Origin of the sequence: Pedobacter terrae (assembly GCF_900100705.1) — a bacterium.
GTDB classification, from domain to species: Bacteria; Bacteroidota; Bacteroidia; order Sphingobacteriales; family Sphingobacteriaceae; genus Pedobacter; species Pedobacter terrae.
Genome location: NZ_FNCH01000002.1, coordinates 174,739 through 187,006, shown reverse-complemented (window position 1 = coordinate 187,006; position 12,268 = coordinate 174,739). Strand labels below are relative to the sequence as shown.

Below are 12,268 nucleotides of genomic sequence, written 5' to 3'. Positions count from 1 at the left end.
TATTTTATTACAAGGAGGGTTGTGCGCCGGGAAGCTGTGAATCCGGATCGATTGCCATCATGCCGTTGCGTATAATGGCATTTTTTGCAAGTTTGATCTTGAAACGGTTATATTCAAGTCCTACTGCTCCCTGAAGAATAATATCTGCCGCGGCAGCAAAGTTTTCACGGCATGCCGTTTTTTCCCGGAGAAATTCTTCTGCTTCCAGGGAACGCCAGGGTTTGTGGGCCACCCCGCCGAGGGCAATCCTCGCCTCTTTGATGGTATTGCCATCCATTTCCAGTGCCGTAGCTACCGAAACCAGTGCAAAAGCATAAGAGTGGCGGTCACGGAGTTTGAGGTAGGAATAGTTTAGGGGAAAACCTTTTGCGGGCAGATCTATTGAGGTAATAAGTTCACCTGGTTTCAGGTTGTTGTCAAGATCGGGCCTTTCGCCGGGCAGGCGGTGGAAGTCTGAAAATGCCAGGCTGCGTTCGCCATCCCCACCGGTTATATTTATCCGGGCCTCCAGCGCGGCCAATGCTACGCACATATCCGATGGGAACACTGCAATACAGGCTTCACTGGCCCCGAGGATGGCATGCATCCTGTTATAACCATCCCTGGCCGGACAACCCGATCCCGGGATTCTTTTGTTGCAGGGTACCTGATGATCATAAAAATAATAACAGCGCGTACGCTGGAGCAGGTTACCCCCGTTGCTGGCCATGTTGCGGATCTGCGCCGAAGCACCTGCCAGTATAGCTCTGGACAACAGGGGATATCGGGATTCGATTATAGGATGGTAAGCGGTTTCGGCGTTTTTTACAGCAGCGCCCAGCCGGAAACCTCCATTTTCAAGTTCACGGAATTCTGAGAGTGCGGCCAGCTGGTTGATGTCGATCAGCGCCGTAGGGTTAACCAAATTATACTTCCATAAGTCAAGCAGGTTCGTACCGCCGGCTATGAAAGCAGAAAGCTGATTATTGGTAAGCTGGATGGCAGTAGGGACATCAGGAGCCGTTAGAAAATTGAAACTATTCATAACTTCCTCCATCTTTTACCTGCATAATCGCATCAATGATGCCCACATTTGCCCCGCAACGGCAAAGGTTGCCGCTCATCAGCTCCTTCACTTCCTCACGCGAGGAGGCCCTGCCTTCTGATAAAAGGCCTAAAGCACTACACAGCTGTCCTGGCGTACAATAGCCACACTGGAAGGCATCATGGTCGATAAAAGCCTGTTGCAGGGGGTGAAGACTACTTTCTGTTGCAATTCCTTCAACAGTGGTGATTTCCGCCCCGTCTTTCATCACCGCCAGGCTCAGGCAGCTTAAGATGCGCTTCCCCCCACAGATTACCGTGCAGGCGCCGCACTGCCCATGGTCACAGCCCTTTTTGGTCCCTGTGAGATTCAGGTGATCACGTAGGCAGTCCAACAGGCTGACCCAGGGGCGTATACTGATGCTATGGTTCTGGCCATTTATCTTCAGGGTGATTAAATGGGTTTCCACCGGTTGGGGCTGCAGGTTCTGCGGATCTGTTTCCATAATAGTCTTGTTAACTGGATTTTATTGTTAACAATAAAATAAGGAATAGGTTTTTTTAATTTTATGTGCGGGAATGAGGAACCAGTTGTGCTACATATGCGGGATCTCAGGTGTAAAAATGCGGGTGCGATAGCCTGCTGTCCGCAGAGCGGGACATAAACTAAACAACCTGCCGGAGCAATAACTGCTTGGTTCGATTGTCCTGAAGGCAGGAGAGGTTCAAATACTGTTTGCTAGAGTGAAAATAAGGAAAGCGAATGACAAAATTCGCTCATAAAAAAGAGATCTAAATCCATAGGCTTGCTAAAAAATAGCCCTTCAGTTCAATCTGGCGGGCTATTTTCTGCTTTAGAGAACGTTTATATGGCTTTATCAGCAATTTATCGGATAGAATTTATTTATCATTCAGTGAAAATGAAAGTTTCCCTTTATCGGGCTTAACTTTAAATCCTGCGCTATTATCTGGCTCGGCAAAATGGCCTTGGATGGCTTTCAATTGATAACTGTGATTCTCAAACCCCATTTCAACTGCTTTTGATAAGATTCTTTTTATTGTAAGTTTTTCCGGATGATCGGCATGTAAACTCATGTACCAATTTTTAGCTGGTTTGTCATTTAGCTTGATGGTCATATTTCGCTCTTTTAAAGTGATTACAAAATTGCCGTATTTAGACGGCCAGGTAATTCTTGTAGAAGATTTTCCAATATTTTCAAAAGTTGGTGAACCGCCGATAACAGGTACTGCTTTTCCATCTTCAACAACCATCAAACGTAAACCTGCAGGGGTGCCATTTTTTCCCAGCTGTGAACCATCAATGACTGGTAGAGTATAGAAAAAACTTTTATTTTCAGTAGTCACCGATTTGAGGTAACGGTCAGGAATTTTTTCATTGAATAAATGAATATCGGCGATGCGCATGGTTCCATGCTCCCATAAAATATTCATCCTGTAGAACCGGCTATTATACCACACCGTTTTCTTATCACTATTGCCCAAATCTTTTTCTACGGTGAAGGTGGTTGCTGGGGTAACTTTGTATTTTTTACTAAACCATTTTCCCGATTGCTCCATTGTTTCAACCCTGACTTTGCCCTCATTCTTCAGTCTTGCAATCATTAGAAATTGTATTTCTAACCCTGTTTTCATGTTAGACCAGGTAAATGAATTTTCCTGTCCGGCCTGTGTATAATTAAATCCCAATGCAGAATCTTTAGTGAAGGTTTCAAAAAACCAGTTGATCCAGTTTTTATTGCCGCCTGCCTCGGGGTATACGGGTTCCAGCGTAACAACAGCACTTCCGTTGGCATATTGCCTGATGGGGTCGCTTCCAAGCATGCGAAATACTGGTACCGGGATTTGAGCTGAGGCATGTTGAGCCGGCATGTAAGCGTTGATTTTGCTTGGATAATAAGCTTGGTTCCAATAACCGCCCCACAAGGTAAAACCATCTGTTCCAATCTGATCTTTGCAGTTTGCGGTAGCAACAATTTTATATTTATTATACATGTAATTCAGGGAATGGGCATCGATAACCCAGGCTGCAACAGACCTGGGATAGTGACCAAATATTTGTTTGAAATCATTAAAATAAACGTCAATTATTTTTTCCCTTTCAGCTGGTGTATAACCTACTGAAAAACCAATGTCGGAATGCCAGTCCCAGGCATATTTTCCACGCCACTTTATCCCTGCTTTTTCGATAAGGGGTTTAGGAAGTTCCCACCAGGCACCTAATTCAAATTTATCTTCGGGAAGCGCTTTAAGTAGTTTTTGATAACGTTCATCAATAAGGGCATCATACTGCAACAAAAATGTGCCACCCAGGTCGTTTTTGGTCATCAGCTTTATTTGTTCAACAACGGTTTGATAGAGCACATCAGGTGTTACTTCTTTTTCCCGGGGTTCTATTGCTCTGATAAAATTAACGATGTTGACGATCCTTGGGCTTTTTTCCTGCTCTTGTTGCGGCTGCTGCGCAAAAGAGAAGCTAATATTGGTGAAGGATATCAGAAAAAAGTAAATAAAAATATATGATCTTTTCATAAATAAAATATTGGTAAAACCCTGCAGAAGCCAGTTCTGCAGGGCATTAAATTAATATGCACCAAACTCGGCAAGGTGTACACTCGATGAACTATAACTGGATAGGATAACGAATTTTACATAACGGGCATCAACGAAATCAGTTAACCATTTTTTTTGCTGATTTCTTACCGCATTGAGCGTAAACTGTGCCGCCGGCTTCCAGTTAATATTGTCCATACTGGTTTCTATGCGAACGTCCTGAGGTTTACCGCCGGCACCATCAACCTGCCTCGCGGTGAAATTTACCCCGTGCAGGGTGATTACCTTACCCATATCTACTGTGATATAATGGGGCGGTCCCGGGCTAGCACCCTGCCATTGCGAATGCCAAAAGCTCTGGATATTATTATCCAGTACAAATATTGCCCTTCCGTTATTTGCACCCTCGCCGTTCGCCTCCTGAGAAGAGAAATCTACCACTTTCCATGCTGAACGGCCGTAATCCGGATAATCGGCCTGATTAGGCTGTGAGCTGATTAAAAAGTAAGTGGTTTTAAGTTTCTCATTAATTTTGAAATCAGCAGATACACTCACAGGCAGCAGGTAATTTCTGAACATTTTTATTGCATTACTACCCGTTGTTTTTACCGAAATTTTAAATGGCGAAGTGGACAGGCTTCCTTTAGGTATAACAGACTCTGTTGCACTTAACTGATAAGCACCATCAGGAAGAGGCTCATAATTTGTATTGTTTAGTGTATTATAGGTGTTTACCAAAGCATTATCTACGCTAAACCGAACCCGAATGTCATTCTCCGGATAACCCATACCTCCGAAATTTGCACCATAAACGAACGACTGGTCGCCGTCTTTAACATCTAATGTTTTGCTAACAGTGCCGTTTACAGATTGAGGCATGTAAACCTGATTGTAACTGGCTTCATCCTGCTCGGGCAACATAACGGTCTCTTTACAGGAACTGGCCATCAATATTGCGCCACCCAGCATCAATATTTTTATAATTGACTTCTTTTTCATAATTTTTATTTACCAGAATGGATTTTGAACTATCGAACGGTTTCTATCTAATTCATACTGCGTTATTGGCCACCAATAATAAGATTGGCGGAATAGGTGAGGAGTCGCTGTAGGTACTCTTTTATAAAAATCGTTACCATCCTTACTGATATCCATCCCATGCATGATGCCCATTACCTGAGGTGCAATTTTCCAGCGTCTGATGTCGTAAAAACGATGCCCCTCGTAAGCCAGCTCAATACGGCGTTCAGCCCAGATTTTATTGCGCATTGCAGCCTGACCAGCCGGAAAGGCAACTTGTCCGGTACCTCCGCCATAGGTTGGAATACCTGCCCGCTCTCTGATTGCATTAAGATAGTTAAGTATATCAGGAGCGCCCGGCTGGTATTCATTCAAGGCTTCGGCATAATTAAGGTAGATCTCCCCAAGGCGGAAAAGAATAAGCGTTCTGGATTGTACCTGTCCGTTTCCGCCAGCACCCACGTTAGTTTGCCGGCCAACATTCTTACGTATCAGATACCCGGTTTTCGAAAAGTCTGTTGGATGTCCGTTTCTTCCGTTAACACTCGATAAAAAAAAGCTTATTGGTACCGGAGCAGACATGGTGCCCCCTTGCCATATACTGTTATTGTATGTTACTCCATGATAAAATCTTGGCTCGCGATTAAGGTACATATTAGACACTTGTACACCAGAAACGTTGGTAAAACCTGCCTCTGAATACAGCGATGATTCAGCAGGCAGGAGGCCATCTGACATAAAATAGGAATCAACTATTTCCTGGGTAGGTGCCAGTCCACACCATCCACCCGCCTGTCTGGGTGTCGCATGCACATCCCAACGGGCCAGATCGTTCGATTTTCTTACAAATATCTGCTCTGAATTCCAGCTGTTAAAAAACAAACCATCCAGTGATTTTATCGGATCTCCCGAAGCATCTTTATAGAGGCTATAAATATTCAGGTCGATAACGGCCTTGGCTGCATCTGCGGCCCGCTTCCATTTCAGAGCATCATAAGTTTGTGAAATTAATGGTGTCCCATCTTTACTCACAAAGGAACTAACTTCAGTGTTTCCATTGTACTGGGGACTGGCAGCATACAATAATAATCTGGATTTTACAGCAAGTGCTATACCTTTGGTAATGCGGCCGAATTCAGCGTCACTCGTTTGCCCGTTACGTTGAGGTTGCAAAGGCAAAACAGCCGCAGCTTTATCCAACTCACTTGCCACATAATTCACGCAATCATCAAATTTACTCCTCGGTATTTGCATATCTGCAGCTACAGCATCCGGAGGCGTTACTTCTTCGCCCATTAACACAACCGGGCCATACTGACGCATCAAAAGGAAATAAAAGTATGCCCTTAAAAAACGGGCTTCAGCTTGATACTGGTCAATAAGTTGCTGTCCATTCAATGAACGGATCTCAATATTTTCATTAATGTGCTGCATGAAATAGGTTGCAGAACGAATACCCTGGTAATAATTACCCCAGCGGTCGAAAATAACGTTTGAAGGGTTTAGATTTCCAATGTTAACTGGATAATTTGGACCACCTGCCCAGGTTAAATCAGCCTCGTCTGCGCATCCAACCATCGGATAGCCATCTATCGCATTGGATTCATCTGGTACAAAACTATACACATTGGCTAAAAATGCTTCCGAAGATGCTTTTTTACGAAATACCTCTTCAATGGTTATTCTATCGTTTGGCACCTGATCCAGGAATTTTTTACAGCCCGCCAGCATCGTACCGCAACCTGCCAGTAGCACGATGATAAATTTCAATTGTTTCTTCATCTTTATGTCCTTAAATCAACTTATTAAAAATTACACCTTAAACCCATATTGTAGGTCTTTAGCAATGGATATTGCGAACCCCTTCCGTCACCCAGCTCAACATCCCATAGTTTGAATTCACTTGTAGTTAACAAGTTGTAGCCAATGAAATAAATGTTCAGGTTTGATGCACCAATTTTTTTCAGCCATTTTTTGTTTGCGAAATTGTAATTCAGTTCTACCGTTTGCAAACGTAAAAAGGAGCCGTTTTTAGTCCACCATGAACTCGTTTCGTAATTCATGTTATCATTTCCATAGGTAATTCTTGGGTAGAGTGGGTTTGAGGCATTGTTTTGCGGTGTCCATCGGTCAGTAATGGCACTGAATAAATTTCCGCGTTCGCCCCCAAGCCTGAATGGCTGGAAACCATCACCATTTAGAAAAATATCAACATTACTGATGCCCTTGAACCATCCAGCTAAAGACCAGTTCTTCCATTTAAAAGTAGGTCCAAAGCCGTATACGATTTCAGGAATACTTCCATAACCAATAGGTGCCTGATCGTAAGAATCAATTTTCCCATCGCCATTTAAATCTTTGTACTTAATATCTCCAGCCTTGTTAATGCCTGTTTGATAGGGACTGTTAGCAACATCTTCATCAGATTTAAACAAACCTTCATCTATATAACCAAATCGTTGACCTAGCTTGCGCCCGATTCGCTGTTGCCATGGATAAGGCCATGGTGCATTTGCATCATCGATAACGATAGCCCTGTTCCAGTTGATGTTTCCCCTTATGCCAAGGGTAAAATCACCTAATCGCTTCTGGTAATCTACCGTTGCATCGATACCGGTATTGTTAACTTTGCCCAAATTTGCATAAGGCAGATTGGGAACCCCAACTGTTAATGGGACATCCCCACGCTGTCTGAAAATTCCGTCCCTCTTCTCGCGGAATAAGTCTGCAACAATTGAAAGTTCATCTTTAAATGCCTTTAGCTCAATACCTAAATTATATTTAGTTGCCCGTTCCCAGGAAACGTCCACTGCATAATCCCCAAAATTTAATCCGTCAATTTTATTATTGGTATTGTTTTGCCCATACTCATATCCTCCCTGATTGGTAATGGTACTGATATAGGCAAAGCGCCGGCCTCCAATGTTACTGTTACCAACCGTACCATAAGAGAAGCGGAATTTCATGAAAGATAAAACGTCTTTGATGGGTTCATAAAACTTTTCCTGCGAAACAACCCAGCCTAAGCCGAAGGATGGGAAAAATCCGAACCTTTTTTCAGGTGCAAATGTTTCAGACCCGTTATAACCAAAATTGACCTCAGCAAGGTATTTATTGTCGTAGGCATAAGTTAATCTACCTGCAAGACCCATATAACGGTATGGAATAGAGGTGATGAAGTCGCCAGCGAAGGCCTCCACCCGGTCAGATTGATTGTAAAGGACCATGGCACCAAAATCATGCGCTTTAATTTTTTTGGTGTAGTTGATGGCGCCTTCCATATAGAACTGTCGGCTACCGCCATTTTCCCTGCCATATCCGAGATAGTTGGTGCCAATCTGGGTTTGATCAAATAAGAGATTACCATTCGTATCCCTGCCGGTTGCCAAAAAGCCATCGACGGTTTTTGATCTTGAAATTTTGTGGTTATTATAGTTGTCATAAGAAAACATGCCAGTAACAGAAAGTCCATCTGTTAGGAACGATAAATCCTGGGTGACCCTTAGGTTACTCCATAATTGTCCACGAAATTCAGTTGCATAGCCAGATTGCGTGAGTATGGTATATGGATTACTTACATCAGCAGTACGGATTTTAGAGGCTAATCCATTAGAATATTGAATAGGGATGGTAACGGGCGTTAATACATAAGCGGCGTTAAAGATATTGCCAGTGCCTGATCCAGGATAGTTTCCATTACTCAACCATCCGGATACGCCAAAATCGACTTTAGTCGTTTTGGTAACGTCTAGCGTAAGATTGGAAGTGAAATTAAAGCGGCTGAATTTTATGGATGAGTTGTAATTGGCCAATTCATCTGTTTTGAACATGCCGGTTTCATCATAGTAACCAACAGATAGATAATATTTAGCCTTTTCAGAACCTCCATTGGCATTTACCCTTAGCCTGCGGTTATTGCCTGTATTCTTAAGAATTGCATCAAACCAGTTCACGTTCGGATACAAATCTGGATCTGTCTGGTCGCGGGTGGCGGCAATGCGGGCCGCAGAATATCTTGGGTTAGGATCATTGGGGAAGCTGTTTCGATAGCCTTCATTTGCGATCTCCATGTAAGTTACCCCGTCGGCAAATTCAGGTAGTTTGGTAAACTGTGTCAAACCCTGATCATACTGCGCATTTATAGTCGCCTGGCCAACACGTCCTTTCTTAGTCTGGATAATGATCACCCCATTCGCACCTCTTACACCATAAAGTGCGGTAGCAGATGCATCTTTGAGTACGCTGAAACTGGCAATGTCTTCCGGATCAATGTTATTGAAGGAACGTTCAACCCCGTCTACCAATATTAAGGGAGAACTGCTTGTAAATGTCGAGATACCCCTGATATAAATCTCGGAATTATCATAACCGGGTTCTCCACTTCGCTGAACACCAACAATTCCTGCTACACGACCTGCAACCAAATTAGAAATATTGGCTACCGGCTGCTTAAGATCATCTACCTTCACTGTACTCTGGGCACCAATTGATGTGACTTTTTTCTGTGCTCCGAACGCAACAACAACTACTTCGTTCAAATCAGAAGTCTCTTCTTTTAAAGAAACTTCATAGCGGATCAGCGTTCCTAACCTGAGTTCGGTTGTTGTAAAGCCGGTCATCCGGAAAACCAGTACGTCACCTGAGGTAGCCTCAAGCCTGAATTCTCCATTAGTATCTGTTGTTGTTCCTTTTTTAGTCCCTTTAACCAGAACCGAAACCCCTGGGATTGGCTTTCCAAGTGTATCAGTTACCTTTCCGGTTATTTGTGCAAAGTTTTTTAAGCTACCGGACTCTTTATGGAGGGTTAAGGGCTTGGAATTTGTTAGCGCTCTTGCCATGTTTGCAGCCTTGGCTAAAGGTGAAAGTATGAGCATCGCCACACATAGCGAAAGCGTAAACAGCAATTTTAGCCTTGATTCATCCCGAAAGATGAAAAACAGGCGATTTGTAAAAAATTTAGATTGCATAATTTTTTTTAAAAAACGATAAATTAGGTTTATTGATCTCAGTTTGGGCCAGGCGCGGCCTTTCACTTTTTTGCAGACGTGTGAGATTAAAACCCCAGCCTCGGCTACGCTTTTCTGTCCATGCTCATCGAAATGGTTTTTTGTAATTATTTTTAATCATAGTAATTGTTTATGGTTTGGGATTATTAAATTCTAGCGGTTAATGGGCTATTGTTTTGTTAGCGTTTGTTTGGTAGTGTAAACTGGCATTCGAGGGTAGGCGATCAGTTATATTTTAATTTTATTAAATACGATGCTTAAAAAGGTGTTGGAGTGGGTCCGACATTACTGCTTGAATTGCATAAAAAAAGAAAATGAGCTTTCCATACAATGCCTTCGGCATTTTAGTCAGTGTATTCATCTAATTAATATTTGGTTATTTTTATTGAGGCCAATATCCAGCGATTGAATTAAACTTCCATCCTCAACTGTCTGACGGATATTGTCGATTGTGCTTATTTAAAACGTTTTATATCAACAAGCTGCTGAATTGATCGCTCTATAGATCTGGGATTTCTTACCTATAGAGACCTAGCTTCGTTAAAAAAAATGGATAATTTTCCCCGAAGAAAATTCTGAAATCTCTTACCCCCATAAGGCTTTTTCATTTGTCAATTATAAAACCAAGTATAAATTCAACGTCAGTTTCAGGAGAGATTTCGGATACTGGCGCAGCAAATGATAATGAAGAATTATTTAAAATTTATAAAACTCAACGAGGAATCCATTACTCCGAAATACCTGCAGATCTACAATGCTTTTCTGGCTGCTGTAGAAAACAATCAGTTAGAGGTTGACGATGTACTCCCATCCATTAATGATCTTAGCATTGCCCTGGATGTTGCCAGAAATACCGTGGAGCGGGCATACCGCCAGCTAAAGAATTTCGGTGTAGTCGACTCCGTTCCGGGCAAAGGATATTATATCTGTAAGGTTGACTTTACCCATCCGATAAAGGTCTTGTTGCTATTCAACAAATTAAGTAACCATAAAAAAATTATTTATGATGCGTTGGTATCCAGGCTAGGAGAATCCGGGGTGATTGATTTTTACATTTATAATAATGAAATCAATGTTTTTAGGAAAATTATTGAATCTAAAGCCGACTCATATGACAAGGTTGCTATCATACCGCACTTTTTTGATGAAGAGGAAAGCACCTATACACTTATAGAAACGATAAACAAAGATAAACTTGTTCTGGTTGACAAATTGATTAAGGAAATCAACGGTGATTTTTGTGCAGTATATGAAGATTTCCAAAAAGATATTTATGGTGCATTGGTAGAACTTAAAGACAGGCTCAATAATTATAAAACCATAAAAATCATATTTCCTGCAAACAGCTATTATTCTAAAAATATTCTGGAAGGTTTTATCAATTTTTGTGTACACCATTCCTTCGATTATGAAATTCTTTCCAATTTAAAAAATGAGGTGATGATGGAGGGTACCGTATATATTAATTTGAGAGAGGATGATCTGATAGAACTTATCGAACAGCTCATTTCCACCAACCTGGTGCTTGGCCAAAACGTAGGTATCATTTCATACAACGAAACGCCTATCAAGAAAATAATCCTCAATGGTATAACTACAATTTCAACTGACTTTAAGATGATGGGAGAGACAGCGGCAGATATGATCATGAGCGGATGTAAATCTCATGTATCTATACCTTTCAAAGTTACACAGCGAAATTCAGTATGATGTTTTGATGGAATAGTGGGTGACAGTTTTAGGCTGGTCATAATATATCTTTGTGGATATGTTAGCGGCTAATTAAAACTGATGCTTAAAAAGGATATAAGGCCGGTCTTTTCGTTGAGAAACGGTTTTGGTTGAAAGTGACTGGCCTTCCTTTTTTAAAGATACACTAGTTATACACAGACGTAAAATTGAAAACCCGTATTGATGCGAACAGTGCCATTACAGACAGATAAGGTTGCGGGCTTGTTATGATATTGTTACATTTGATTACGGTGAATACTCAGCCTGATTTGCGATTCAACAAAACGTTATCGAATGACCAAATATAACGCAGCCACAGACAATCAGCTTTTGGACTTATTAAAGTCTGGAGACCGTTGCGCTTATGCTGAATTTTATCAGCGGTATTTTGACATGCTTTACGTTCATGCCCGCAAACGACTCAAAAATACACAGGAAGCCGAAGATGTCGTTCAGGAGATTTTTGTAGAATTATGGTCTGGCGCACAATCTATTAATATTCACACCAGTTTATCCAATTATTTAATTACCTGCACCAGAAATAAAATATTAAACCTTATTTCACGTAATGGTTTCCAGGAAAAGTACAAAATATCACTGGCTGTAACTGAAAAATTTGAGTCCCAGACGGATCATCTGGTGCGGGCACGTCAGCTCTCAGCACTCATTGCCAAAGAAATTGAGTGTCTGCCTCCAAAAATGAAGCGCGTATTTTTAATGAGCAGATCTGAACACCTGACTTATATTGAAATAGCAAAGGACTTAAACATTACAGAACAATCTGTAAGGAGCCATGTAAAGAATGCCCTTAAGGTTTTAAGGTTTAGGCTGGGCTTGTTCTTCTACATTGTTTTGTTTTTTATAAAATAATTGGATTTCTCTACCCCCTATACTATTTACTTAATTGTCTATACGAT

Annotated in this window: 8 protein-coding genes; 2 read left to right on the top strand and 6 right to left on the bottom strand. The window is 41.8% G+C overall.

The window, feature by feature from the left end; genetic code table 11:
• Window positions 1–7: 7 nt before the first annotated feature.
• The 6 genes from BLR60_RS03890 to BLR60_RS03865 form a co-directional block, all read right to left on the bottom strand.
• Entirely contained in the window at window positions 8–1,024 is a 1,017-nt protein-coding gene (locus BLR60_RS03890) for an FAD binding domain-containing protein (protein ID WP_090497010.1), read from the bottom strand.
• On the bottom strand, window positions 1,017–1,529 hold the full coding sequence (locus BLR60_RS03885; RefSeq protein ID WP_090497009.1) for a (2Fe-2S)-binding protein: 513 nt from the start codon (window positions 1,527–1,529) through the stop codon (window positions 1,017–1,019). Before BLR60_RS03885 ends, BLR60_RS03890 begins: the two co-directional genes overlap by 8 nt.
• Before the next feature lie 394 nt (window positions 1,530–1,923).
• Window positions 1,924–3,573 (bottom strand): hypothetical protein, encoded by a 1,650-nt coding sequence (locus tag BLR60_RS03880; protein ID WP_090497008.1) that lies wholly within the window; start codon window positions 3,571–3,573, stop codon window positions 1,924–1,926.
• 51 nt (window positions 3,574–3,624) lie between these two features.
• Complete coding sequence (locus BLR60_RS03875) at window positions 3,625–4,593, bottom strand: BT_3987 domain-containing protein (RefSeq protein WP_090497007.1); 969 nt, start codon at window positions 4,591–4,593, stop codon at window positions 3,625–3,627.
• A 9-nt stretch (window positions 4,594–4,602) separates the two neighbouring features.
• Window positions 4,603–6,396, bottom strand: a complete 1,794-nt coding sequence (locus BLR60_RS03870) for a RagB/SusD family nutrient uptake outer membrane protein (protein WP_090497005.1) — start codon at window positions 6,394–6,396, stop codon at window positions 4,603–4,605.
• A 23-nt stretch (window positions 6,397–6,419) separates the two neighbouring features.
• On the bottom strand, window positions 6,420–9,581 hold the full coding sequence (locus BLR60_RS03865) for a SusC/RagA family TonB-linked outer membrane protein (protein WP_143009025.1): 3,162 nt from the start codon (window positions 9,579–9,581) through the stop codon (window positions 6,420–6,422).
• Window positions 9,582–10,304: 723 nt separating this feature from the next.
• On the opposite strand from BLR60_RS03865, the gene BLR60_RS03860 reads away from it, so the two are divergent.
• Both BLR60_RS03860 and BLR60_RS03855 read left to right on the top strand, forming a co-directional pair.
• Window positions 10,305–11,330, top strand: a complete 1,026-nt coding sequence (locus BLR60_RS03860) for a GntR family transcriptional regulator (protein ID WP_244155584.1) — start codon at window positions 10,305–10,307, stop codon at window positions 11,328–11,330.
• Window positions 11,331–11,645: 315 nt separating this feature from the next.
• Window positions 11,646–12,221 carry an RNA polymerase sigma factor gene (locus tag BLR60_RS03855; RefSeq protein WP_090496999.1) on the top strand — a complete coding sequence of 192 codons (576 nt, stop codon included), beginning with the start codon at window positions 11,646–11,648 and terminating at the stop codon, window positions 12,219–12,221.
• The last annotated feature ends 47 nt before the right edge of the window (window positions 12,222–12,268 follow it).

What these genes read in the sequence shown, in the direction of transcription:
- BLR60_RS03860 (WP_244155584.1), top strand. Translation starts at nt 10,305, where the DNA reads ATGAAGAATTATTTAAAATTTATAAAACTCAACGAGGAATCCATTACT.
- BLR60_RS03890 (WP_090497010.1), bottom strand. Translation starts at nt 1,024, where the DNA reads ATGAATAGTTTCAATTTTCTAACGGCTCCTGATGTCCCTACTGCCATC.
- BLR60_RS03875 (WP_090497007.1), bottom strand. Translation starts at nt 4,593, where the DNA reads ATGAAAAAGAAGTCAATTATAAAAATATTGATGCTGGGTGGCGCAATA.
- BLR60_RS03870 (WP_090497005.1), bottom strand. Translation starts at nt 6,396, where the DNA reads ATGAAGAAACAATTGAAATTTATCATCGTGCTACTGGCAGGTTGCGGT.
- BLR60_RS03855 (WP_090496999.1), top strand. Translation starts at nt 11,646, where the DNA reads ATGACCAAATATAACGCAGCCACAGACAATCAGCTTTTGGACTTATTA.
- BLR60_RS03865 (WP_143009025.1), bottom strand. Translation starts at nt 9,581, where the DNA reads ATGCAATCTAAATTTTTTACAAATCGCCTGTTTTTCATCTTTCGGGAT.
- BLR60_RS03880 (WP_090497008.1), bottom strand. Translation starts at nt 3,573, where the DNA reads ATGAAAAGATCATATATTTTTATTTACTTTTTTCTGATATCCTTCACC.
- BLR60_RS03885 (WP_090497009.1), bottom strand. Translation starts at nt 1,529, where the DNA reads ATGGAAACAGATCCGCAGAACCTGCAGCCCCAACCGGTGGAAACCCAT.